Annotated in this window: 14 protein-coding genes and 6 pseudogenes; 12 read left to right on the forward strand and 8 right to left on the reverse strand. The window is 60.7% G+C overall.

Translation table 11 applies throughout. The annotated features are described in order from the left end of the window. Positions 1–282 precede the first annotated feature (282 nt). From L0Z65_RS07535 to L0Z65_RS07565, 7 genes and pseudogenes are all read left to right on the forward strand, one after another. Complete coding sequence (locus L0Z65_RS07535; protein WP_014874336.1) at positions 283–684, forward strand: MerR family DNA-binding transcriptional regulator; 402 nt, start codon at positions 283–285, stop codon at positions 682–684. 80 nt (positions 685–764) lie between these two features. Next, positions 765–2,546, forward strand: coding sequence for an acyl-CoA dehydrogenase C-terminal domain-containing protein (locus L0Z65_RS07540; RefSeq protein WP_405112079.1), 1,782 nt, complete (start codon positions 765–767; stop codon positions 2,544–2,546). 137 nt (positions 2,547–2,683) lie between these two features. Further along, entirely contained in the window at positions 2,684–2,896 is a 213-nt protein-coding gene (locus L0Z65_RS07545; RefSeq protein ID WP_014874334.1) for a hypothetical protein, read from the forward strand. Positions 2,897–2,962: 66 nt separating this feature from the next. Beyond that, a complete protein-coding gene (locus L0Z65_RS07550) occupies positions 2,963–4,114 on the forward strand; it encodes an acyl-CoA dehydrogenase family protein (RefSeq protein ID WP_102897163.1) in 1,152 nt (383 codons plus the stop codon). Between the two features lie 281 nt (positions 4,115–4,395). Continuing rightward, on the forward strand, positions 4,396–5,034 hold the full coding sequence (locus L0Z65_RS07555) for a glutathione S-transferase family protein (RefSeq protein ID WP_405112082.1): 639 nt from the start codon (positions 4,396–4,398) through the stop codon (positions 5,032–5,034). A 10-nt stretch (positions 5,035–5,044) separates the two neighbouring features. Further along, positions 5,045–6,257, forward strand: a pseudogene (locus L0Z65_RS07560) (acetyl-CoA C-acetyltransferase). Positions 6,258–6,280: 23 nt separating this feature from the next. Next, positions 6,281–8,484 (forward strand): annotated as a pseudogene (locus L0Z65_RS07565) (3-hydroxyacyl-CoA dehydrogenase NAD-binding domain-containing protein). Positions 8,485–8,635: 151 nt separating this feature from the next. On the opposite strand, the gene L0Z65_RS07570 reads toward L0Z65_RS07565, so the two are convergent. Next, positions 8,636–9,325: a Hint domain-containing protein gene (locus L0Z65_RS07570; protein ID WP_040173098.1), complete on the reverse strand. Its 690-nt coding sequence runs from the start codon at positions 9,323–9,325 to the stop codon at positions 8,636–8,638. Between the two features lie 164 nt (positions 9,326–9,489). Next, complete coding sequence (locus tag L0Z65_RS07575) at positions 9,490–10,155, reverse strand: sulfotransferase family 2 domain-containing protein (RefSeq protein ID WP_405112087.1); 666 nt, start codon at positions 10,153–10,155, stop codon at positions 9,490–9,492. A gap of 169 nt (positions 10,156–10,324) precedes the next feature. On the opposite strand from L0Z65_RS07575, the gene L0Z65_RS07580 reads away from it, so the two are divergent. Next, positions 10,325–11,953, forward strand: coding sequence for an AMP-binding protein (locus tag L0Z65_RS07580; protein ID WP_405112486.1), 1,629 nt, complete (start codon positions 10,325–10,327; stop codon positions 11,951–11,953). Positions 11,954–12,066: 113 nt separating this feature from the next. Then, on the forward strand, positions 12,067–13,077 hold the full coding sequence (locus L0Z65_RS07585) for a hypothetical protein (protein WP_027247543.1): 1,011 nt from the start codon (positions 12,067–12,069) through the stop codon (positions 13,075–13,077). An 88-nt stretch (positions 13,078–13,165) separates the two neighbouring features. Here L0Z65_RS07585 and L0Z65_RS07590 read toward each other — a convergent pair whose 3' ends face one another. The 6 genes and pseudogenes from L0Z65_RS07590 to L0Z65_RS07615 all read right to left on the reverse strand — a co-directional run bounded on the left by L0Z65_RS07590 (position 13,166) and on the right by L0Z65_RS07615 (position 19,632). After that, the gene (locus L0Z65_RS07590; protein ID WP_405112091.1) at positions 13,166–14,488 is read right to left on the reverse strand and encodes an SPOR domain-containing protein; all 1,323 of its coding nucleotides are present in this window, start codon (positions 14,486–14,488) and stop codon (positions 13,166–13,168) included. 206 nt (positions 14,489–14,694) lie between these two features. Further along, a complete protein-coding gene (gene upp / locus L0Z65_RS07595) occupies positions 14,695–15,327 on the reverse strand; it encodes a uracil phosphoribosyltransferase (protein ID WP_040173087.1) in 633 nt (210 codons plus the stop codon). A gap of 141 nt (positions 15,328–15,468) precedes the next feature. Beyond that, positions 15,469–16,689, reverse strand: coding sequence for a phosphopentomutase (locus tag L0Z65_RS07600; protein ID WP_405112094.1), 1,221 nt, complete (start codon positions 16,687–16,689; stop codon positions 15,469–15,471). Next, positions 16,689–18,000: pseudogene (locus L0Z65_RS07605) on the reverse strand (thymidine phosphorylase). Before L0Z65_RS07605 ends, L0Z65_RS07600 begins: the two are co-directional and overlap by 1 nt. Positions 18,001–18,003: 3 nt before the next feature. After that, positions 18,004–18,395, reverse strand: a pseudogene (locus tag L0Z65_RS07610) (cytidine deaminase). Between the two features lie 139 nt (positions 18,396–18,534). Further along, positions 18,535–19,632 carry a cupin domain-containing protein gene (locus tag L0Z65_RS07615; RefSeq protein WP_405112097.1) on the reverse strand — a complete coding sequence of 366 codons (1,098 nt, stop codon included), beginning with the start codon at positions 19,630–19,632 and terminating at the stop codon, positions 18,535–18,537. 155 nt (positions 19,633–19,787) lie between these two features. Here L0Z65_RS07615 and L0Z65_RS07620 point away from each other — a divergent pair, with 155 nt between their 5' ends. The 3 genes and pseudogenes from L0Z65_RS07620 to L0Z65_RS07630 all read left to right on the forward strand — a co-directional run bounded on the left by L0Z65_RS07620 (position 19,788) and on the right by L0Z65_RS07630 (position 25,868). Further along, positions 19,788–22,076: an NADP-dependent malic enzyme gene (locus tag L0Z65_RS07620; protein WP_102897174.1), complete on the forward strand. Its 2,289-nt coding sequence runs from the start codon at positions 19,788–19,790 to the stop codon at positions 22,074–22,076. A gap of 312 nt (positions 22,077–22,388) precedes the next feature. Next, positions 22,389–24,279, forward strand: a pseudogene (gene prpE / locus L0Z65_RS07625) (propionate-CoA ligase PrpE). A gap of 144 nt (positions 24,280–24,423) precedes the next feature. Further along, positions 24,424–25,868 (forward strand): annotated as a pseudogene (locus L0Z65_RS07630) (amidase family protein). The last annotated feature ends 96 nt before the right edge of the window (positions 25,869–25,964 follow it).

Below are 25,964 nucleotides of genomic sequence, written 5' to 3' on the forward strand. Positions count from 1 at the left end.
CCACGATTTTTGCGATCGCAGCGCGGCGACGTCAGTCCAATTAATCGAACATAATAGACGCAAAATCCGCGCAGATTATGCCCGTAAAACTCCAAAATACCCCTATTTCACAGGGCAACCCGTTGCGGCATAAACAAGATAACGCTGCGTCACTCCACCGGATCCTACGTCACCTCCAGAAGTGACGCAGCGTTCAACTTACGTCAACGTCAACTAACTGTTGTAAACGTCGGGCAAGCTGCTCACCTTAGTCTCACAACCCAGCAGTTATGAGTTACGACGATGACCGATGAAACCAAGACCATCCGCCAGATGTGCGATGAGTTCGGCGTAACGCCGCGCACATTGCGGTTTTACGAAGCCAAAGAGCTGTTGTTTCCAATCCGCGAGGGTCAGAAACGCCTCTTCACCAAACGCGACCAGGCCCGGCTGAAGCTGATCCTGCGCGGCAAACGGTTTGGCTTCAGCCTCGAGGAAATCCGGCAACTTCTGAACCTCTATCATATGGGCGACCAGCAGCTGACACAGCTGACCCGCACCTATGACATCGCCTGCGAGCGTCTCGCCGATATGGAGCGCCAGCGCGATGAGCTGAACGAGGCGATTGACGACTTGAAGGAGCAACTGCGTTGGGGGGACCGCGTGATCGCCTCAATGACCGCCAAACAAGAAGCCGCGGAATAGATCCCGGCCCCATGCTTGCCTGTCCCGATTCAGGGAGAGGCGATCCAGACAGACACCGCAGAACCACAGCGAGGACCGCGATGCCCAGTTATACCGCCCCGATCAAAGACACCCAGTTCATTCTGCACAATGTTCTGAAGATCTCTGAAAAGGCCATCCCCGGCTACGACGAGCTGGATGCCGATTTCACCAACGCCGTTCTGGAAGAGGCCGGCAAGATCTCCAGCGAAGTGCTGCACCCGCTGAACACCGTAGGTGACACCGAGGGCTGCCGCTTGGAAAACGGCGTGGTCTATACCCCCACCGGGTTCAAAGCCGCGTTTGAGCAAGTGAAGGAAGGCGGCTGGACCGGTCTCGACATGCCGGAGCAATACGGTGGCCAGAACATGCCCTATATCATGGGCACCGCCGTGGGCGAGATGTTCTCTGCCGCGAACCAGGCCTTCACCATGTATCAGGGTCTAACCCATGGGGCGGCGTCCGCAATCCTCGCCCATGGCACCGACGCGCAGAAAGACACCTATCTGCCGAAGATGGTCTCCTGCGAGTGGACAGGTACCATGAACCTGACCGAACCGCACTGCGGCACCGATCTGGGCCTGATGCGCACCAAGGCAGAGCCGCAGGATGACGGCAGCTATAAACTCACCGGCCAGAAGATCTTCATCTCCTCCGGCGATCACGACATGGCCGACAACATCATCCATCTGGTGCTGGCCAAGATCCCCGGCGGCCCCGAGGGCATCAAGGGCGTATCGCTGTTCATCGTGCCGAAATTCATCGTCAAGGAAGACGGCTCACTCGGCGATCGCAACGGCGTGTCGGTCGGTAAGATCGAAGAAAAGATGGGCATCCACGGCAACTCAACCTGTGTGATGAACTACGACAGCGCCACCGGCTACCTGCTCGGCAGCGAGCACAAGGGCATGCGTGCCATGTTCACCATGATGAACGAGGCCCGTCTCGGCGTAGGCATGCAAGGTCTGGCACAGGCAGAGGCCGCTTATCAAAATGCCCTGGAATACGCCAAGGACCGTCTGCAGGGGCGCGATGTCACCGGCGTCAAAAACCCGGACGGCCCGGCCGACCCGCTGATCGTGCACCCGGACATTCGCCGCAACCTGATGGATCAGAAAAGCTTCGCAGAAGGTGCCCGTGCCTTCATCCTTTGGGGCGCGCAGATGATCGACCAGGCGCACCGCGCCGAGGACAAGGACGCAGATGGGCTGATCTCGCTGCTCACCCCAGTGATCAAAGGCTTCCTCACCGATCTGGGCTACGATATGACCGTTCAGGCCCAGCAGATCTACGGTGGCCACGGCTATATCGAAGAGTGGGGTATGTCCCAGTACACCCGCGATGCGCGGATCGCGATGATCTATGAGGGCGCCAATGGCGTTCAGGCTCTGGATCTGGTTGGCCGTAAACTGGCGCAGGACGGTGGCAAGCATGTCATGGCGTTCTTTGAGATGGTCAAAGGGTTCTGCAAGGAAAACGGCGATATCTCCGAGGCTTACAGCAAGGAGTTCATTGAACCTCTGAAAGCTGCGTCGAAGGATCTGCAGGCCGCTGGCATGTATTTCATGCAAAACGGCATGACCAATCCGAACAACGCGCTCTCCGGCTCTTATGACTTCATGCATATGTTCGGCCATGTCTGTCTCGGCTTGATGTGGGCTGAGATGGCGAAAGCCGCACAGGCTGAGCTTGACGCCGGGTCTTCTGACGCCGCGTTCTACGAGACAAAAATCGCGACCGGACGCTATTACATGGCACGCCGACTGCCTGCGACCGCGCTGCACCTCAGCCGCATCCAGACCGGTGGCGACACCGTTATGGCGCTGGACGCAGACCAGTTCTGAGCCGCGATTTAAGCAGATCGGAGCCCCTTATTGTCACAGGGGGCTTCGTGACCTGCCCCGGTTATCTGACATCGGGGCCGACATAACAGACTGGCGCTCCGGACACGGTTCGGTGTGCCGCAATCGGAGGAGAGACCATGCCAAAACGCTTTCGCCTCACACGCCGCCTGCCGGTCGCAATGACCGAAGACGGCTACCGCCGGTTGCGAAAATTCTCGCAGGAGGCTGGCCTCGACGAAGGCGAGGCCCTGTCCTTTCTGTTTGAGAATTTCGACAGCGTGACAGACAGCGACAACCTCACCCACCGGCTGCGGCTCTTCAATGCCGAGCTTGAGGACCGCAAACGATAGGTGGGCACGCGCCACCAGCAGACAACAGATGCCACAAGGCACGATACAGACACCAAGGGGAGCCCCATGAGCGCAGAGCAACACTCCAGCTGGATGACCGACGAGCACCAGATGCTGGCTGATATGACAGCGCAGTTCATCACGCGTGAATGGGCGCCAAAATTCGAGACCTGGCGCAAGCAGGGGATGATGGATCGCTCCACCTGGAATGAAGCCGGCGCGCTAGGTCTGCTTTGCCCCTCGGTACCGGAAGAATACGGCGGTGTCGGTGGTGATTTCGGCCATGAGGCCGCAATCCTGATCGAAGGCAGCCGTGCCAATCTCGCCAGCTGGGGACACGGCATCCACTCAGGCATCGTCGCACATTACGTGCTGGCCTATGGCACCGAAGAGCAAAAACAACGCTGGCTTCCCAAGATGATCACCGGTGAGCTGGTCGGCGCCTTGGCAATGACAGAACCCTCCACTGGGTCGGATGTTCAGCGCATCAAGACAAAGGCTGTCAAAGACGGCAACGCCTATCGGCTGAGCGGTCAGAAAACCTTCATCACCAACGGCCAGCACGCCAACCTGATCCTGGTTGCCGCCAAAACCGACCCCTCGCAAGGATCCAAAGGCATCTCTCTGGTGGCTGTGGAAACCGATGGCGCCGATGGGTTCAGCCGTGGCCGCAACCTCGACAAGGTGGGCCTCCATGCCGCCGATACATCGGAACTGTTCTTTGACAATGTGGAAATCGCGCCAGAGAATATCCTGGGCGGGACCGAGGGTCAGGGCTTCTACCAGATGATGCAGCAGCTGCCCCAGGAACGGCTGATCATTGCCTGTGGCGCAGTTGGCGCGATGGAAGGCGCCGTGGAACGCACCATCGCCTATTGCAAGGAGCGCGAAGCCTTTGGCGGCCCGCTCACCCAGTTTCAGAACACCCGGTTCAAACTTGTGGAATGCCAGACCAAAACCAAGGTCGCGCGGGCCTTCTTGGACGAATGTATGGTCGAACATCTTCAGGGTAAGCTGACGGTCGAGAAGGCCGCGATGGCGAAATACTGGATCACGGACACTCAGGGCGATGTGCTTGATGAGTGTGTTCAGCTGCACGGTGGCTATGGCTTCATGCAGGAATATGCTGTGGCAGAGATGTGGGCAGATGCCCGCGTCCAGCGGATCTATGGCGGCACCAATGAAATCATGAAGGAATTGATTGCGAGGTCCCTGTGACACGGCAAACGGCAGGCCATACTGACAGTGCGGGATGCCTCCGGCGGGAGTATTTGGGGAAAGGTGACAGGATGAGACGCGCCTCCCCCCGAGCTCTCCGCCTAACGGGTCGGCGCGCCGTCACCTTTCACGAGCATCGGCTCTCCAGCCTGCCCCGCACTGCCATCGTCGCGTCACCACTGTTAACGCGGAGTGAACACTCCGTCATCTTTCCACAAATACTCCACGGGGGTGTGGGGGTGTGAAACCCCCACGCGCTCCGGCAACAGGAAGGACATGTCATGAGCATCAAACTCCATTGTTTCGGTGAGAGCGGCCATTCCTACAAGGCCGCGCTGGCGCTTGAACTGGGCGGAATTGCTTGGGAGCCAGTCTTTGTTGATTTCTTCAGCGGCACCACACGCGGCGAGACCTTTCGCAGCGACGTAAATGACATGGGAGAATGCCCGGTGCTGGTCGACGGAGATTTGACGCTCAGCCAGTCTGGTGTGATCCAGCAGTATCTATCAGATACCTATGGAAAATTCGGCGGCAAGACACCGGAAGAGGCGCGCGAGATATTGCGCTGGCAGCTGTGGGACAATCACAAACTGTCCTCCAACGCCGGGCTCTGCCGCTTCCTGATGAATTTCCTGCCCGCTGACAAACGCCCGCAGGAGGTAATCGCCTTCCTGCAAGGTCGGCTGAAGGCGGCTTACGCAATCTTGGACAAACACCTTGAGGGACGCAACTGGATCGTGGGCGACGGCCTTACCAACGCCGATCTGACCTGCTGTTCTTATCTCTATTACCCAGAACCCTTCGGCTTCGAACGAGCCGAGTGGCCGAATATTGACGCTTGGCTCTCACGGCTGAGCGCACAACCGGGCTGGAAAGCCCCCTACGATCTAATGCCCGGCAACCCGTCGGACCGAGCCTGAGGAGACTGATATGACCGAAGCCTATATCTATGACGCCGTGCGCACCCCGCGCGGCAAGGGTCGCAAGGATGGATCCTTGCATGAAGTGACAGCCGCGCGGCTGTCGGCAGTGGCTCTCAACGCTCTGAAAGACCGCAACAACCTCGAAGGTCACGCGGTTGAGGATGTGATCTGGGGCAATGTCACCCAAGTCGGTGAGCAAGGCGCCTGCCTGGCGCGGACCGCTGTTCTGGCGTCTGACTTGGATGAATCGATCCCCGGTGTCTCCATCAACCGCTTCTGCGCCTCCGGTCTGGAAGCGGTGAACATGGCCGCCAACCAGGTCCGTGGCCGCGCCGGTCACGCCTATATCGCGGGTGGCGTGGAATCCATGAGCCGCGTGCCTATGGGCATGGACGGTGGCGCCATCGCGGTTGATCCTGCCATCGCAATCGACAACTATTTCGTCCCACAGGGGATTTCAGCGGATATCATTGCCACCGAATACGGGTTCTCGCGTGATGACGCTGATGCAATGGCAATGGAATCCCAGCGCCGCGCCAAGGCTGCCTGGGACGACAACCGGTTTGCTGGCAGCGTCGTACCCGTGCGTGACATCAACGGGCTGACCATCCTGGACCACGACGAATACATGCGCCCCGGCACCGATATGCAGTCGCTGGGCGGTCTGAACCCCGCATTCCAAATGATGGGCGAGCAGATGCCCGGCTTCGACAAGATCGCAATGCTGAAGTATCCGCATCTGGAGCGGATCAATCACATTCACCACGCCAAGCAACTCCTCCGGTATCGTGGATGGCGCCGCTGCTGTGTTGATCGGCGACAAGGAATTCGGCGAGGCGATGGGCCTGAAGCCGCGCGCGCGCATCAAAGCAACCGCCAAGATCGGCACCGACCCCACCATCATGCTGACCGGTCCCGTGCCTGTTACGGAAAAAATCCTGCGCGACAATGGCATGGCAATTGGCGATATCGACCTGTTTGAGGTCAATGAGGCCTTCGCCAGTGTCGTGATGCGGTTTGAGCAGGCCTTTGGCGTGGATCACGACAAGGTGAACGTCAACGGCGGGTCTATTGCGATGGGTCACCCGCTGGGGGCCACCGGTGCGATGATCCTCGGCGCGCTGCTGGATGAGCTGGAGCGCAGCGACCGGGAGACTGGCCTTGCTACGCTTTGCATCGGGTCCGGCATGGGCGCGGCCACCATCATTGAACGCGTGTAACCCAGGCGGCAGGAGAAGAAGATATGTCTGATTTCACAATGAAAAAAGACGCCGACGGCGTCGCCATCATCACCTGGGACTGCCCCGGCAAGACTATGAACGTGCTCAACGGCCAAGCCATGATCGACCTCGACGGTCTGGTCGAGGACGCGCTGGGCGATGACGCGGTCAAGGGCATCGTGATCACCTCTGGCAAGAAAGACTTTGCCGGTGGCATGGACCTCAATGTGCTGGCCAAGATGAAAGAGGATGCCGGTGACGAGCCCGCGCGAGGCCTGTTCGAAGGCATCATGAAAATGCACGAAGGTCTGCGCAAAATCGAACGTGCCTGGCATGGATGCCAAGACCAACAAAGGTGGCAAACCGGTTGCAGCAGCCCTGCCCGGCACTGCCGTTGGCATTGGTCTGGAACTGCCGCTGTCCACGCATCGCATCTTTGCCGCTGACAACCCCAAGGCAAAAATCGGTCTGCCGGAGATTATGGTTGGCATCTTCCCCGGTGCAGGCGGCACCACCCGTCTGGTGCGCAAGATGGGCGCCATGGCAGCAGCCCCCTTCCTGCTGGAAGGCAAGCTGGTTGATCCCAAGAAAGCCAAGGGCAGCCGGCATCATCGACGAGGTTGTCGAAGACCCCCTGGCCGCTGCGCGCGCCTGGGTTCTGGAGGCGAAAGACGCCGATATCGTCAAACCCTGGGATGCGAAGGGCTATAAGATGCCCGGTGGCGCGCCCTATCATCCTGCGGGCTTCATGACCTTCCTTGGTGCCGCTGCGATGGTGCATGGCAAGACCTTCGGCGCCTTCCCGGCGGCCAAGGCCCTGCTGAGTGCCGTCTATGAGGGCGCGCTCGTGCCCTTTGACACCGCGCTGAAGATCGAGGCGCGCTGGTTCACACATGTGCTGATGAACCCCTCCTCCGAGGCGATGATCCGCTCGCTCTTCCTCAACAAGGAAGCGCTGGAAAAAGGCGCCGTGCGTCCTGCGGGCATCGAGGATCAGTCCGTGAAGAAAATCGGCGTTCTGGGTGCTGGCATGATGGGGGCAGGCATCGCGCTGGTCTCCGCTCAGGCTGGCATGGAGGTTGTGCTGGTTGACCGTGATCAGGACGCCGCTGACAAGGGCAAGGCCTATACCGAGAGCTATCTCGACAAGGGCATCAAGCGCGGCAAAGTCACCGCCGAGAAGAAAGAGGCGATGCTGTCACGCATCACCGCAACCCCGGATCTGGACACGCTCAAAGGCTGTGATCTGATCATTGAGGCGGTGTTTGAAGATCCTGGTGTCAAAGCCGAGATGACCAAAAAGGTCGAGGCGATCATCCCTGAGGATTGCATCTTCGCCTCCAACACCTCGACCCTGCCGATCACGGATCTGGCGGAGGCCTCGGTGCGCCCGGAACAGTTCATTGGCATTCACTTCTTCTCGCCGGTGGAAAAAATGTTCCTGGTGGAGATCATCAAAGGTGAGAAAACCGGTGACCGCGCGGTGGCCAAGGCGCTGGATTATGTGCGTCAGATCCGCAAGACACCGATTGTGGTCAATGATGCCCGGTTCTTCTACTGCAACCGCTGCATCATCCCTTACGTAAACGAAGGCGCACGGATGATCACCGAGGGCGTCGCCCCGGCGCTGATCGACAATGCCGCACGTCAGCTGGGCTTCCCCGTTGGACCGATCCAGCTGACCGATGAGACCTCGATCGATCTGGGCGCCAAAATTGCCCGCGCCACCAAGGCGGCGATGGGTGATGCCTATCCGGAGAGTGCAGCGGATGACCTGATCTTCTGGATGGAAGAACAAGGCCGTCTCGGGCGCAAGTCCAACGCTGGTTTCTTTGACTATGACGACAAGGGCAAGCGTCAGGGCTACTGGAAGGGCATGCAGGAGAAATACCCGCAGGCCGAAGAGCAGCCCGATCTGATCGAGGTGCAGGAACGCCTGATGTTCGCACAGGTTCTGGAAGCCGTGCGGGCGCTGGAAGAGGGCGTTCTGATGGACATTCGCGAAGGCGACGTAGGCGCTATTCTGGCCTGGGGCTTTGCGCCGTGGTCCGGTGGTCCGCTGAGCTGGCTCGACATCATCGGCACGCCCTATGCGGCTGAGCGCTGCGATCAGTTGACCGCGAAATACGGTGAGCGCTTCACCTGCCCGCCGCTGCTGCGGGAGATGGCGGAGAAAGGTCAGACCTTCTACGGTCGCTTTAACCCTGAGGCCGAGAAGGCCGCCTGATCAGGCCACAGCAATCCAATCGCATTTGAAAGCGGCGCCCTTGGGTGCCGCTTTTTCACGTCAACACAACCTATGAAGGGCATGTAAACACGAAAAAAGCCGCCTCCGGATCGGATGGCGGCCTTGGTCGACGCAGTCTGTGTTCAGCGGTTTAGACCATCGCGGCATATTCTGCCGCGCCATGACCACCCGGCCCCATCGGCAGGGTCGTGGCCCAGACGCTTTCCTCAGTGATCATATCGATCACCAGTTCTCGGGCGGTCTCGGGCTGCAGCACGCGATAAAGATCCGGCTGCGCGCTTGTGTCGAACGACAGCAGGTCACGCGGTGAGACGCTGAACCCAAGCAGGCCCGCCTCCAGATAGATGACTTCGTCCTGTGCAAAACGCGGTACGACGATCTCAAGCCGGGTCTCTGGTTCCGCGCGGCGGATCCCGCGATAGCCTTCCAGCGCGCAGGCTGGCACCACCACAAAGGGATCGCCCTGCCCGTCACAGGCCAGATCGCTTTCGATCAGAATTCCCTGGTTCGGCATCACCCAAAGCGGCGCGCGATTGTTCAGCGCATCCTGCGGAATATAGACCGGACATGTCAGTGGATTGGGGGCACCGCTGGTCAGCAACAGCGTCTCGCGGTGGATATCGACGATGGGCTGCATCCCATGGTCAAAGGTAAGGGCCATATCGCCCACGGCCAGGGCCTCAATCGGGCGCCAGCCAAGATGTGAGGCCACATGCGTGCCCGACAGGATCCCGCCCTGTCCGGCTGCGACCAACGGATACTCTGTCGCCAGAGCCTCGGCCATCGGAGAGAGCTTGCGTTTCAGCAGCCAATCCAGCATCGGTTTTCCCTTTCACCAAGGCAGCCATACGTTCTGCATGACCCGTCACGTTACCCGTCCGACAGGCGACAAGAGCCGACCTGCGGGAGAGTTGTTCACGATTTCGGATCAAAGCTGCGCCATTTTGGCGGAGGCTTCGAAAACCCTGTGATTCCATCTCTCGACTACTGGTCTATCGGTGAATCGTTAAAAGAGTATTCAAACTGGGCAAGATCCATTGCACAGGCCTCTGCCACCGCCATACGTGCCGCATCTGTATAGGCCCCTTGCCAGCCGCGCGGGCGATCAGAGACATTGGCCACGGGCAGGCGCAGCTCAAACCCCAGGTGATCGAACAGGGGTGCGGCGTCCTGAGCGAAATGCTCAAGCCGGATATAGCAGGCGCATTGCTCCACCCCGTCCGCGCGCCGCATATAGGCGCGCGCCGGGGTGGCGCGAAACGCTGCCAGCATCTTGGGATGACAGGCAAAATCGACAAAATCCAACGTCTTGGCCAGCGGCACTGACGGGTGATCAAAGCTCTGCGCACGCAGCCAGTGATAGAGGCTCAGCACCCGGTCAAAAGGGTTGCGCACCAGCGTGAAGGCAAAAAGGCGGCACAGATCCGCCGCAGGGACCAGCCCGTCGATATCCGCCAATGTCGAATGTTTCCACAGCCGACCATGCGTTTTGACCCCTTTGAGACGGCGCCTGCGGCGTGTTGCCTTGGGGGTATCGCCGAGCATCATATCATCCGCCATGGCCCGCGCCTCAAGCGCCAGCGACAAGGCGGTGCCTCCGGTCTTCGGAATATGCACAAAGACGTAGGAACGGCCGGGTGACAGGATCATGGCGCCAAGCTAAGCGGTTTACTCCCCGAAGAAAACCCGGACTGACACGGTGTGGCAGCGTGGTCGCCAGCTGTCACCGAAAAACAAAACGGCCTTACGCCTTCCCTTGGTTGCAACTATGCGCAATATCTTGACCCAACGACGCATGAATCATCTTGAGGAGGCCGAAATGGGCTGGATGTCGGACGAGTCAGGACTGGAAAAAACAGCCGCCAATTATGTGCCGCTGACACCATTGTCACATCTGCGCCGCGCCGCACATGTGTTCGCTGATGTGCCAGCCGTGGTCTACGGCAATCACCGCAAGACATACGCGGCCTATTATGATCGCTGCACGCGGTTGGCCTCAGCTCTGGCCGGGATGGGCGTCCGCCCGGGTGACGTCGTGGCCACGCTGATTCCAAACCTGCCAGCCCAGGCCGAAGCGCATTTCGGGGTGCCCGCCTGTGGCGCTGTGCTAAACACCATCAACACACGCCTCGATGTCAGCACTGTCGCCTATATCTTCGATCATGGAGAGGCCAAGGTGGTGTTGGTCGACAGCCAGTTCCTCACCCTCGCCGAGGAGGCAAAGGCCGCCTGCGATGGTTCCGGACCGCTAATCATCGAGGTGCCGGATGATCAGGCCAGCTACCCTGCATCAGGCCGCCATCCGATCTATGAGGATATCCTTGCCGCTGCGGCCCATGATTTCGAGTGGATCATGCCTCAGGACGAATGGGAAAGCCTTGCGCTGAATTATACATCCGGCACCACGGGTCGGCCCAAAGGTGTCGTCTATCACCATCGCGGCGCCTACCTAATGACCATGGGCACGGTGATTTCCTGGCGCATGGTGATGCAGCCGAAATACCTTGCCATTGTGCCCCTGTTTCATTGCAACGGCTGGAACCACACCTGGATGATGCCGGTTCTGGGGGGCACGCTGATCTGCTGTCGCGATATCACCGCGCCTGCGATCTACGATGCTATCGCCGATGAAGGCGCGACCCATTTCGGCGGCGCGCCGATCGTGCTCAATATGCTGGTAAACGCCGCCGAGGAAGACCGTCGCCAGTTCGATCACACGGTTGAGGTCTTTACCGCAGGCGCCCCGCCCGCGCCCGCGACACTGGAGAAGATCGAAGCGCTCGGCTTTCATGTCACGCAGGTCTATGGGCTGACGGAAACCTACGGCCACGTCACCGAATGCCTGTGGAAAGGCGACAGCTGGGATACGTTGGACCAGCAGGGTCGCGCCGCGATCAAGGCACGGCAGGGCGTTGCCTTCCCGATGATGGATCATATCACGGTCATGTCCGATGAGATGCAGCAGATCGCGATGAACGGCCAAGATCAGGGCGAGATCGTCATGCGCGGCAACTCGGTCATGAAAGGTTATCTGAAGAACCCCGATGCCACCGCCGAAGCCTTTCAAGGCGGATATTTCCACTCAGGTGATATCGCGGTGCAGCACCCGGATGGCTACATCCAGATCGCGGATCGCGCGAAGGATATCATCATCTCCGGGGGCGAGAATATCTCCTCGGTTGAGGTGGAGGGCGTGTTGATGGGGCACCCGGATGTAAACCTTGCAGCCGTGGTCGCCAAACCCGACGAGAAATGGGGCGAGGTGCCCTGCGCTTTTGTCGAACTGAAGCCCGGCGCAACCGTGGACCCCGCCGATCTGGTCCGCTTTGCCCGTGAAACACTGGCAGGTTTCAAAGCCCCAAAACAGGTGATTTTTCAGGAGCTTCCGAAGACCTCGACCGGGAAAATCCAGAAATTTGAACTGCGCCAGAAGGCCAAGGCACTCTGACATGGGTTCATAAAGCACGCGCGGACGGAACTGTCGCAAAGTCAATTGCTGACGCCCTGATCGCCGTGCTATTTGACCTGTGAACAATTAACGGTAAAGGTGCATCGTTTTTCATGACTGCATTGCGGGAATATCAACGGCTTGAGGCTGCTGCCCTGTGGCGGGCCGCCCCTGATGCGCAGCGGCGCGATGTTATCGTTTCGGTCGGGGACGCAACCCTGACCATCGCCGATATGAATGACCGGCCGTTGGCGCATTGGTCCCTTGCAGCACTTGAACGCCAGAATCCCGGCAGTTTCCCGGCCCTCTTTCATCCCTACGGAGATCACGGCGAGACGCTGGAGATTGCCGAAGATGAAACGGCCATGCTGGATGCGATCAACCGGTTGCAATCCGCCCTCACCCGCGCGCGGGCCCGCCCGGGCCGCCTGCGCGCTGTTACGCTGCTCTCGACATTAGCGGTTGCGGCCGGTCTTGCCGTGTTCTGGCTGCCCAATGCGCTGCTGTCCCATACGGTCGACGTGGTGCCGGATATCAAGCGCAAGGCGCTGGGGCAGGCCTTGCTCGGCCGGATTGAGCGGGTGTCGGGTCAGGCCTGCAGCACGCTGGAGACCGCGCCCATTCTGGACCGGCTGGCGGAGCGGCTGGATGTACGCCAGCTGGTCATCCTGCGCAGCGGTGTGGCCAGCAGCCTCTATCTGCCCGGCGGTATCGTCCTGCTGAACCGTGATCTGGTCGAGGATCACGAAGATCCGGCTGTCGCAGCTGGCGCCGTTCTGGTCGAACGCGCCCGCGCTGTGGAACAGGATCCGCTGGCTGAGCTGCTGGCCGCCGGGGGCATCCGGGCGACCTTCAGGATGCTGACAACCGGTGAGCTGACACGAGCGACCTTGGACCGTTACGCAGAAACCGTCATCAGCGCGCCGCGCCCGACCCCGGATGAGACCACGACGCTGGCCGAGTTCGCGCGCGCAGCGGTGCCCTCCAGCCCCTACGCCTATGCGCAGGACATCACCGGTGAAACCGTGCTTGGCCTGATTGAGGCCGACCCGATGGCCGGGCGCGAGCTACAGCCGGTGCTGAATGATCGTGACTGGGTTCAATTGCAGAGCATCTGCGGCTGAACCGGCCCAAGTTGCTCTCAGGGGAATCCTGAGACGTCGCAAACCACGCGCCCTTAGCATGCCCTGTGCCAATCTGCTGATCTGCTGCCTACTTGCTCAACCGCGCCCCGGCAAAGCCTGCTGCGCGCACTTTGGACAGGGCCGACTGAGCCGCCTGCCCACCAGTGAATGGCCCGGCCAGCACCACCTGCAAGGTTTGTCCCTTGCGGTTGACCCGTCCCAGACGTACCGGCAGCCCCTTTTGGCGCAGCCGCTGTGCCACCGCTTCCGCCTGCGTCACATCGGCAAGGGTCGCGGCCCGCACGTAGCGGGAGGGCGCAACAGGCGCGGACAAGGCCGCCGAGGCCTCTCGGCGCGGGGTGGTGCCCGCCGAAGGTTGCGAACGCGTGGACAGACGGGTGACAAGGATATCATCCTGCGCCACGGCTGCCGCGGCATCGGTCCGCTGTCTTGCCGAGAGGGTCACAACAGGCCGGTCTACCGGGCGGCGGATCCCCTCGCGCGGGACGGTGCGTGTCCAGATTGCGGTCCCCTGCGGCCCCCGGTTCGGATTGTAACGGTCCTGACGGGCAACCCGCACGTATCCGGCAGGCACACCGCCATTGGCACGCGCCAGAACGCCGCCGAGTGACATTTCGGCCCGTCGCGGATTAAGGCGATCATCGCCCCAGGCCCGACGATAGCCGTCAGGCACCTTCAGACCACGGCTCAGCGCGCGTTCCTGATAGACATGTTTGGGAACCACGCGGGTGTTGGGGTCCAGAACCGATGACAAGCGGTTGCTGCCCCCCTGCGGGCCGCAGCGCACATTCCCAGTCCGGTTGATGTATTGCTGGCTCAGCGCCGAAGCACCGGGACAGCGGCCATAGCCCTGACTGATGACGGTGGGCGCAGCGGTGGGAGGGCGATAGGCGTCATCCAGCAGCGGGCGCTGTCGCGGCACAGGGCCGGTAGAGGCCGCAGTCCGCACCGGCTTGGCCTGCCGAACCGCGCTGCGCTGTGGCTTGGTGGTCGTGACACTGCGCGGCGCGGTCGATGCTGCGACCGGGGGCGTGCTCTCTTCTGCGACGGTGATCTCGGCGCCATTCGCGCGTTGGTCCGCTGGCAACGTGATCAACTCAGGTGCCGGTGTGGAGGTCGATTTCGGCGCGCTTGGTGCGGCAGCCACTCGTGTCGGTTCAAAACCACACAGCTGCTTGCGGCTTCGGGTCACGCGCGGCACCCATGTGACAGTGCCGTCGATACCCGCCCGGATGAAAACACACCCGCGACTGTCGACATATTGCTTGCCCTCAAAGGAGGCAGGCGGAAACTCAGCCGGGGCTTCGGTGGTGCGGGCTGACTGCGCATGCGCCCCGCCAAAGCTGGCCGCCGCGATCAAGGCACTTGCAATAATTCTAGTAAGCGTCATCCGAAAGCCCCACAATATATGGCGGCAGGATGCCTGAAAAGCGAATCTGAGTAAAGCAGGGTTTCCGCAAATTAGCGAAAGTTCCCAAAGGCATCAGCCCGCCCGATAGGCCCGGATCAGGCCGGGAGCCCCCCGCAATGCAGCGAGGGCGCCCGCAATCGGACGCCCCTGTTTCTACACGCAGCACATGCCGAAACGGCAAATGACTACTTGGTCCCGAACATCCGGTCGCCCGCGTCACCCAGTCCCGGTAGGATATACCCTTTCTCGTTCAGCTGACGATCGAGAGAGGCTGTTACAATCGGCACATCCGGGTGTTTTTCTTTCATCAGCTCCACCCCTTCGGGCGAGGCCAGCAGGCACAGGAAACGGATGTCATTGGCACCGGCTTCTTTCAGAAGATCAATCGCCGCCGCAGAGCTGTTGCCAGTGGCCAGCATCGGATCAACCGCGATCACCAGACGATCCTTCAGCTCCTCCGGCGCCTTGAAATAATACTGAACCGGCTGCAGCGTTTCCTCATCCCGGTAGAGGCCGACAAAGCCGACCCGCGCCGAGGGGATCAGCTCCAGAACGCCGTCCAGCATGCCATTGCCCGCCCGCAGGATCGACACCAGTGCCAATTTCTTACCCGCAAGGATCGGAGCTTCCATTTCTTCCATCGGCGTGTCGATGGTGGTGGTGGTCAGCGGCATTTCGCGGGTGATCTCATAGGCAAGCAGCTGGGTGATCTCGCGCAGCAGGCGACGGAACCCGGCGGTTGAGGTGCCCTTGTCGCGCATCAGGGTCAGCTTGTGCTGCACCAGCGGGTGATCGACAACGGTCAGGTGATCGGACATTGGGCACTCCTTTCAGGAAAATTCAAACTCTCTTAGTCCTTGCACCGCAGGACAGGCAAGGCGGATTTGCCGCGTATTGGCGTAAAACCCTGCAAACACTACGGGGGACAACAGGCCGGGATCTTTCACCGGCCCGCTTCATCATGTCCTGAGTGCTGGTCGCCCCGGCCCCTGCGCAGGCACGTTCAGATGCGCGGCAACCGTGGCCGCCACATCCGCGAAACCGATGGTGCCCAGGGGGCCGACCCCGGCCCCGGCGATCAACACCGGCACCTGTTCACGCGTGTGATCGGTCCCCGGCCAGCTGGGATCGTTGCCGTGGTCCGCAGTCAGGATCAGCAGGTCCCCGTCCCGCAGCTGTGACAGCAATCGGCCGATTTCTCCATCGAACCATTCCAGCGCCCTCGCGTAGCCCGAGATATCGCGCCGGTGCCCATAGAGACTGTCAAATTCCACAAAATTGGCAAAGGTAACGCTCCCCTCTTCAGCCTCTGCCACCGCATCGTGGAGATGCTGCATCAGGGTCGCATCGTCACCTTTTTTCAGCGTATCTATCCCCTGCATAGAGAAGATATCACCAATCTTACCAATGGCATGCACCGGCTGGCCTGCGTCCTGCACCCAATTGGTCAGGATCGGCGCAGGTGGCATAATGGCATAGTCACGCCTGTTGGTGGTGCGCTGGAACCCAACTTCCGGTGTTCCAGTAAAGGGCCGCGCAATGACCCGCCCCACTTTCATCTGATGCAGATAAGGCGCCACCGCCTCGCAGAGCGCCAGCAATCGGTCCAGACCAAAGGTTTCCTCATGCGCTGCGATCTGAAACACGCTGTCAGCAGAGGTATAGCAGATCGGCAAACCCGACTGCATATGCGCGGCGCCATGTTGGGCAATGATCGCAGTGCCCGATGCATGACAATTGCCAAGGATCGCCTCGGTTCCTGCCGCCGCGCAGACATGTGCAACCAAGTCGTCCGGAAAGGTCGGTGTCTGATCCGGGAAGTAACACCAGTCCCATGGCACCGGCAGCCCGGCCAGTTCCCAATGACCCGATGGCGTGTCCTTGCCCCGGCTGATCTCGCGGGCCGCGCCCCAGCGCCCGGTGCTCCCGGCGCCCCCAAGATCCGGACAGGGCACAGCGGACGCCAGCGCGACCGCAGCTCCCAGGCCCAACTGATCCAGATTGGGCAGGTGCAGGGGGCCACTGCGTCCCTCCTCCGCCTGTCCCGCTGCGCAGGCTTGGGCAATATGGGCCAGCGTGTTGGCGCCCAGATCAGGCAGATCGCCGTTGAAATAGGCACCGGCATCCGGCGCACCGCCAATCCCGACCGAGTCCATCACCACAAGAAACGCGCGCGGCATTATGAAATCCTTTTGTAGATCAGGGGCGGCACCTCCGGCGCAGCCTCCGACAGCTGATAGGCCGCGCGCAGACGTGCCTCAGCTACATCCGCCGCTGCCTCGTCCGCTGCGTGAACGATCCCCAGCTGGTCGCCTGCAGTTAGTTTCCGGCCCAGCGGCGCCAGTTCCGACAGGCCAACGGTGGGGTCCACCACATCGCTTTCGATCATGCGTCCGCCGCCCAGCTGGACCACCGCCAGACCTAGCGCTTCGCCATCAATGGCGCTGACATAGCCGCCCTGCTCCACTTTGATGCCGCGTTGCACCGGCGCTGCTCGGCAGGATGCTCTGCCAGGTTTCGGCAAAATCACCCGGTCCCCCCATGGCGGCCACCATCCGGGCAAAGCGCTCAGCGACGGCTCCGCTGGCAATCGCCTTGCGGATCATCGCAGCCCCCACCTCGGCATCCGCCGCCAGCCCACCATGGGCCAGCAACACACCGCCCTGCGCCGCCGTCAGCTCCGCCAATGCGCCGCTTTGCCCCGACACGCCGGTCAGCACCCGCATGACCTCCGCCACCTCCAGCGCATTGCCCAAGGCAGGCGCCAGCGGCTGGTTCATATCAGTGATCAAAGCCGAGGTTCGGCACCCTGCCGCATTCGCCGTTTCACTGAGACTGCGCGCGAGGGCCTCCGCCTCTTCCAGCGTCTTCATGAAGGCACCGGAGCCGATCTTCACATCCAGCACCAGCGCATCTGTACTTGCGGCCAGTTTCTTCGACAGGATGGACGCGGTGATCAGATCGAGACTGTCCACGGTGGCCGTCACATCGCGGATCGCATATAGCCGCTTGTCCGCCGGGGCAATCTGCGCCGTTGCACCGGCGATGGCACAGCCTACGCTCTGCATCATGGCCATCAGGTCCTGTTCAGACACCTGGGTGCTGACGCCCGGAATAGCTTCCATCTTGTCGAGCGTGCCGCCGGTATGGCCCAGTCCACGCCCCGAAATCATCGGAACATACGCCCCGCATTCCGCCAAGGCCGGAGCCAGCAGCAGCGACACACAATCGCCGACGCCGCCGGTGGAGTGTTTATCCAACACCGGCCCGTCAAGATCCCAGCGCAACACATCACCGCTGTCCCGCATTGCCAGCGTCAGCGCCCGGCGGGCCTCCACGCCCAATCCCCGCAGACACACCGCCATAGCAAAGGCGCCAGCCTGCGCATCGGACACCGTGCCATTGGCCAGCCCTTCAGCAAACCAGCGTAAATCTGCGTCACTCGGGGTGTCTCCCCGGCGCAGGCTGGCAATGATTGCGCGCGCATCCATAGCTTAGCTCCGCTCCATGTGATCCGCGCCAAAGGCCCCCGGAAGCAGGTCACCAATGGTGGTCTCACGTTCCAGACCGTCGGTTGTGGCAAGCGTCACCTGCACGTCAGCGGCGCCGAACTCGGCCAGTTTCTGACGGCAGCCCCCGCAGGGCGGGATCGGTGCCGGGCAGTCGGCAATCACATAGGCAGCCTCCAGCCGCGTCTCACCGGCTGCGACCATCGCCGCAATTGCGCCCGCCTCAGCGCAGGTCCCTCAGGGTAGGCAACATTTTCGACATTGCAGCCAACATAGACGGTTCCGGACGCCGCTCTGATCGCTGCGCCGACCTTGAAATTGGAATAGGGCGCGTGTGCGTTTTCACGAACGGCGGTGGCAGCGTCTTTGAGGTTCATGGCGATTCCCTGATTTTTTGATCATTTGGTCAGAATTGGTGACCCTAGCGGATTTTGCCGAGGGAGTGAAAGCCCCCCCGGCACATGCTGGCGACTGTAACACACCATCCGGCCCAAGCCGCCATCCGCTGATCGCGCCTCAGGCTGATGGGTCGCCCAATGTGGTGTTGAACACCCCGGGCAAGGTCACTTCAAGCAGCTCCACATCAGCCGAAGGCGCGCTCAACCGGGTCTTCATGCCCGGTGGAATGACGAATGCGTCGCCCTGTTCCAGCTGAAACGGCTCTCGCCCCTGCCCTTCGAGGGTCAGCGTGCCATTCATTACAAAGGTGAAGTGAATATCGGTGTCATGCGCCGCCCACTGCGGCGTGCCCTCGCCCCGGCGTACCACCTGCACCCCGGCCACGCCTTTGGTGTTCTCGGCAATCGACGTGTCGCGGCAGATATACCCCGGCAGGCGGAACGGCGCCCATTCGGCACCCTCGGCCGTGTTGTAGACAAACCGCTGGCCCTGCCATTCGCGTTCTGGTCTCAGATGGGGTGTCGGCAGCGTCATCTTATGATCGATCTCGGTCACGTGTTCAGCGGGCACGCCAATTTCGATCACCTGCACATTGTCGCTGGCTTCCAGCACCCGGTGACGGATCTCCGGTGGCTGAATGAAACAGTCGCCCGCCGTCAGCCGCATCTTCTCGCCCTGATCCTCGTAGACCACATCAACCCAGCCATGGATGCAGAAGATCAGTTGAAAGCCGACCTTGTGAAAATGCACCATATCCGGAACCGGCCCCCCATCAGGGATGCGAATATGGCTGGCAATGATTGAACCGCCCAGCCGGTCCGGCACCAGATCACGGTAGTGCATGCCAGCGCGCCCGATGATCCAAGGGGCCTGATCCTTCAGTCGACGCACCACAAAGCTGTGAACCGTTTCCGGCATCACCAGTGGCGGGTTGCGCTCCTCAATCTCGATCTTGGTGCCATTGGGGGCGGTCAACCGGCGGGCGCCTTCTGCAAACCCGTCAGGATCGTCTGTCAAAATGCGAATGGTGCCGGGGGCTTCACTCGCGCCCCGTTCGATCCGCAGCCGCAGACCATGGCCGGAGAACACCCCGATCGCCGGATCATCTGCCGGGTAGATGGAATCGAGCTTCATCCCAAGTGTTTTGGTATAAAATGGAATATCGTCCCGCAGCTCCTGCGTGGGCAATCGCAGCTCCGCAATCGTATCGGTCATTTGTCGCTCCCTTGACGTCTTTTTTCACCACAGTGAGACGAAGCGTGTTCAGGTGCAAGCACTTGCCCACCCCTGCTGCAGCAGCAGCCATGAATAGCCTGTTTCCCTGACGTCAAAAGTCGTTTAACACTAAACTATAGTCTCTGGAGCGCCTGATGACCAAAAATCCGAAATCCGATACCCAAACCCTGCGCGACGCCGCATTGCATTACCACGCCTATCCCAATCCGGGGAAGCTGGAGATCCGCGCGACCAAGCCGATGGCCAATGGCCGGGATCTGGCGCGCGCATATTCGCCCGGCGTTGCCGAGGCCTGTATCGAAATCAAATCCGATCCGGCGGATGCGGCAAAATACACCTCACGCGGCAATCTGGTAGCGGTGGTGACCAATGGCACGGCGGTTCTGGGTCTGGGCAATATCGGTGCGCTGGCCTCCAAACCCGTGATGGAGGGCAAGGCCGTCCTGTTCAAAAAATTCGCCAGCATCGACTGTTTCGATATTGAGGTGAACGAGAGCGATCCAGAAAAGCTCGCCGATATTGTTTGTGCGCTGGAACCAACCTTCGGCGCGATCAACCTTGAAGACATCAAGGCCCCGGATTGCTTCATCGTTGAGAAAATCTGCCGCGAGCGGATGAACATCCCGGTTTTTCACGACGACCAGCACGGCACCGCGATTGTCGTGGGTGCTGCCGCCAAAAACGCGCTGCATGTGGCGGGAAAGCGGTTTGAGGATATCAAAATCGTGTCCACCGGTGGTGGCGCTGCGGGCATTGCCTGTCTCAACATGCTGGTGAAACTGGGTGTGAAGCGCGAGAATATCTGGCTCTGCGACCTGCACGGTCTGGTCTATGAAGGCCGCACCGAGGATATGAACCCGCATAAATCCGCATTCGCCCAGAACACCGATCTGCGCACATTGGATCAGGTCATTGACGGCGCCGACCTCTTTCTCGGCCTCTCTGGTCCGAATGTGCTGAAGCCAGAGATGGTCGCCAAGATGACCGACCGGCCGATCATTTTTGCCCTCGCCAACCCCAACCCGGAAATCCTGCCGGATGTGGCACGCGAGGTCTCTCCTGATGCGATCATCGCCACCGGCCGCAGCGATTTCCCAAATCAGGTCAATAACGTCCTTTGCTTCCCGTTCATCTTCCGCGGGGCGCTGGATGTCGGCGCGACAGAGATCAACGACGAGATGCAAATCGCCTGCGTCGAGGGCATTGCCGAAATGGCCCGGATGACCACCTCTGCCGAAGCCGCCGCCGCCTATCAGGGCGAACAGCTGACCTTTGGTGCAGATTACCTCATCCCTAAACCATTCGATCCGCGTCTTGTTGGGGTGGTGTCATCCGCCGTGGCCAAGGCCGCGATGGAAAGTGGCGTTGCGCAACGCCCCATAGACGATCTTGCAGCCTATCGGGCCAAACTGAACCAAACCGTGTTCAAATCCGCGCTCCTGATGAAACCGGTGTTTGAGGCGGCAAAGGCCGCCGCACGGCGCATCGTCTTCACCGAGGGCGAGGATGAGCGCGTGTTGCGCACCGCCCAGGGCATTCTGGAAGAAACCACCGAGACACCGATCCTCATCGGTCGCCCAGAGGTGATCGAAACCCGCTGCGAACGCCTTGGACTGCGTATTCGTCCCGGCACCGATTTCCAGATCGTGAACCCGGAAAACGATCCGCGCTACTATGATTACTGGACCAGCTATCACCGCGTCATGCAGCGCGAAGGCGTGACGCCCGATCTGGCCAAGGCGATCATGCGGACCAACACCACCGCCATTGGTGCCATCATGGTTCATCGGGGCGAGGCCGACAGCATGATCTGTGGCACCTTTGGTGAGTATCGCTGGCATATGAACTATGTGAACCAGGTCCTTGGCGGCGGCACCTATGAGCCACATGGTGCGTTGTCGCTGGTGATCCTTGAGGATGGGCCGCTGTTCATCGGGGACACCCATGTGCGGATTGAACCCACCCCCGAACAGATTGCGCAGACCGTTATCGGTGCCGCGCGCCATGTCCGTCGGTTCGGTCTGGAGCCGAAAATTGCGCTTTGTTCACAATCTCAGTTTGGCAACACCCGTTGCGATTCCGGTGCCCGCCTGCGCGCTGCGATCCAGATTTTGGACGAGACGCCCCGCGATTTCATCTACGAGGGCGAGATGAATATCGACACCGCGCTGGATCCCGAACTGCGCGCGCGGATTTTCCCGAACTCACGGCTGGAGGGCGAAGCCAATGTGCTGATCTTTGCCCACGCCGATGCGGCGAGCGGCGTGCGCAATATCCTGAAAATGCGCGCCGGTGGGCTGGAAGTCGGTCCGATCCTGATGGGCATGGGCAACCGGGCGCATATCGTGTCCCCGTCGATCACCGCGCGGGGGTTGCTGAACATGGCCGCCATCGCCGGGACACCAGTCACCCATTATAGCTGACATCTGACATCCGACTTGCCGGTCACTTGTCAGCAACACGCAAAATGCCCGCAGGCGCACGCATAGAATCACTGCGCCTGCGACCTGACCTCTGCCAGGGGTCCAACGCGCGGTCACCAGCTAGACTTTGCAAACCCACCGCCATCTTGCTGTTAATTCCGCGAATGAGCCCTGTTTGCAAAACTTTGCAACATCGAATTGGCAAAAAATGCAAATTTCTTGCGCCAATCTGACGCGACGTCGCGCAGCGCGCTTGCCCGGTGACGATCCATGCGCCTAACTCATTGCCAAGGATGAGTGAGGAGGAACCGCATGTCGTATTCAGAGGTCTATGAGGGCTGGAAGGCCAATCCGGAACAATTCTGGATGGAGGCAGCTGAGGCGATCAGCTGGGACAGCCCACCAAGCAAGGCCCTGACCGACAAGGGCGATGACCTCTATGAGTGGTTCGCCGATGCCAAGGTGAACACCTGCTACAACGCCGTCGACCGCCATGTCGAACAGGGGCGCGGCGAGCAGACAGCGATCATCTACGACAGCCCGATCACCCATACGAAGCGCGAAATCTCCTATGTTGAACTGCGCAACCGTGTTGCCACATTGGCTAAGCGCCCTGCGCGCCAAAGGCGTGGAAAAAGGCGACCGCGTCATCATCTACATGCCCATGATCCCCGAGGCACTGGAGGCCATGCTGGCCTGTGCCCGTCTGGGGGCTGTGCACTCTGTGGTCTTTGGTGGATTTGCGGCCAATGAACTGGCTGTGCGCATTGACGACGCCACACCGAAGGCGATCATCGCCGCCTCCTGCGGGCTGGAGCCGGGGCGCACGGTGCATTACAAACCCCTTCTGGACGGCGCGATTGAGCTGGCAACCCACAAACCCGACTTCTGCGTAATCTTCCAGCGTGAGCAGGAAGTGGCAGAGCTGGTCGAAGGCCGCGATGTGAACTGGCACGGGTTCCAATATGGCGTCGAACCCGCAGAATGCGTCCCGGTTGAGGGCAATCATCCGGCCTATATCCTCTATACCTCCGGCACCACCGGCCAGCCCAAGGGCGTGATCCGCCACACCGCCGGGCAGTTGGTGGCGCTGAACTGGACGATGAAGAATATCTACAACGTCGATCCCGGCGATGTCTTCTGGGCGGCCTCAGATGTGGGTTGGGTCGTGGGCCACAGCTATATCTGTTACGGTCCGCTCATCCATGGCAACACCACCATCGTGTTTGAGGGCAAACCCATCGGCACACCGGATGCGGGCACGTTCTGGCGAGTGATTTCCGAACATAACGTCAAAAGCTTCTTTACCGCCCCCACCGCGTTCCGCGCAGTGAAGCGCGAAGACCCCAAGGGCGAATACGTCAAGAAATACGACCTCAGCGGCCTCAAGCAGGTCTATCTGGCCGGTGAGCGTGCGGACCCCGACACCATTACCTGGGCGAAGGAACAGCTGAAGGTGCCGGTAATTGACCATTGGTGGCAGACAGAAACCGGCTGGTCGATTGCCGCCAACCCGCTGGGGATCGAAGAGCTACCAACCAAACTCGGCTCTCCTGCCGTGCCAATGCCGGGCTATGAGGTCGATATCCTTGACGAGGGCGGCCACCCTGTAGCCCCGGGCGAGCTGGGTGCCATTGCGGTAAAACTGCCACTGCCACCCGGCACTCTGCCGACGCTGTGGAATGCCGAAGACCGGTTCAGGAAAAGCTACCTCACCACCTTCCCGGGATATTATGAAACCGGCGATGCCGGGATGAAGGATGAGGACGGCTATCTCTACATCATGGCGCGCACGGATGATGTCATCAATGTCGCGGGCCACCGCCTGTCCACTGGCGCGATGGAGGAGGTTCTGGCAGGCCACCCAGACGTGGCAGAATGCGCCGTTATCGGCGTCAACGACAGCCTTAAGGGGCAGGCCCCTGTTGGCTTCCTCTGTCTGAATTCCGGTTGTGAGACCCCACATGACGCGGTTGTCGCGCAGGTGGTCAAGTTGGTGCGCGAGAAAATCGGACCGGTTGCCGCCTTTAAGCTGGCCTGCGTCGTGGACCGGCTGCCGAAGACCCGCTCCGGCAAGATCCTGCGGGGCACTATGGTGAACATCGCCGATGGCACCGATTGGAAAATGCCCGCGACCATCGACGATCCCGCTATTCTGGATGAGATCACCACTGCATTGCAGGGGCTTGGTTACGCGAAGTAGCGCGCACCCGGCCGTACTGGGCGCCACATTTGTTCTGATACTGAACAGCTGCCGGAAACCTGAATAGGTTTTCGGCTTTTTGCCGTGCGGTTTCCCTTGCAACTCGGATGCCCCAGCCTACCCTGCCAGCAAGGAGGCATCTATATGACACAGAGCGACATCTGGCGATTGAGCGCGACAGAACTGAGCCAACGCACCATAGCGGGCGACCTCACGGCGGAGGCGGCGGTCACGGCCTCTCTCTCGCGCATGGCTGAGGTGAACCACGATCTGAATGCAGTGGTGGAAGATCTGAGCAGCGACGCCCTTGATCGCGCGCAACAGCTGGATAAAGCACGCGCGCAGCGGCGCGCCCTGTGGCCCGCTGCATGGAGTCCCTGTCACGATCAAGATTAACGTCGATCAGGCGGGGCATGCGACCTCCAATGGGGTCAGCGCGCTGAAGGATCTGATTGCACCGGATGATGCCCCGGTGGTGAGGAATCTACAGGACGCAGGCGCAGTGGTGATCGGGCGCACCAACACACCTGAATTTTCCTTCCGCGCCGATACAGATAACCCGCTGCATGGTCGCACCCATAACCCCTGGGGGCGGCATATCTCGCCGGGCGGCTCCTCCGGTGGTGCCGGGGCCGCTGTGATGGCGGGAATTGGCGCTTTGGCCCATGGCAACGATATTGGCGGCAGCTTGCGCTTCCCCGCCGCTGCCAATGGTGCGGTGACGGTAAAACCCGGCCTTGGCCGTGTGCCCGCCTGGAATCCCAGCCAATCGGCGGAACGGGGCATTCTGGCGCAGAACATGTCGGTCCAAGGGCTGATCACCCGCAGCGCCCGCGATTTGCATCTGTCGATGCCCAGCCTGATTACGCCAGACCCGCGCGACCCGTTCCATGTGCCCATGCCCTGGCGTGGCGACGCACCGGACGGCCCGATCCGCGTTGCCTTCTCCAAGGAGACCTACGGCTATGATCTGCACACCGAGGTCGACGCCGCCTTGGATGACGCCCGTGCAGCCCTGTTGGATGCGGGCTATCAGGTCGAAGAAGTCACCCTCCCGGATGTCTTCGACGCAGGCCGCACCGGCTATCGCGCCCTGATGGGAGAGGTCTATGCCCTGATGAAGGGCGACGTTGATGCAGCTTAGCTCACAAACCGTGCGCGATATCTTCGAAGTCTATTTTCAGGAATTCCCCCCCTTCGCCGGAGTGGAGCTCCTGCAGATGATGGCCAAGCGCACACAATACGCGCGAGACTGGTCACTGTTCATGCAGCGCTACCCGCTTGTCCTGACCCCCTTCCTGCCACACCCCTTCTTCAGACCCGATCGCGATACCGAAGGGGCGGCGGGTGTGCATGAGGTGCTGGGGTGTGCAGTCTATTCCTATGCGATGAATTTTCTGGGCCTGCCCGCCGCCTCAGTGCCAAGCCGCCTTGCCGAGTTGCCATCCGGACCACAGCCGATCAATGTGCAGATCGCAGCCCCCCGGTGGCGCGAGGATATGGCCGTGGATGCCTGTATCGCAATCGAGGATCGCATTGGCCGCATGTGCGACCCGCTGTGGCAACGGATGTCAATTGCAAGCGGGTGACGCAAAGAAATCCGGGGCTCGGTATGCGCCGACCCCCGGATATTCCGATACCACCGGATACTCGTTCACGAAAATCATCACACGAAGGATGCGGGA

Source organism: Phaeobacter sp. BS52 (assembly GCF_045040595.1).
GTDB classification, from domain to species: Bacteria; Pseudomonadota; Alphaproteobacteria; order Rhodobacterales; family Rhodobacteraceae; genus Phaeobacter; species Phaeobacter piscinae.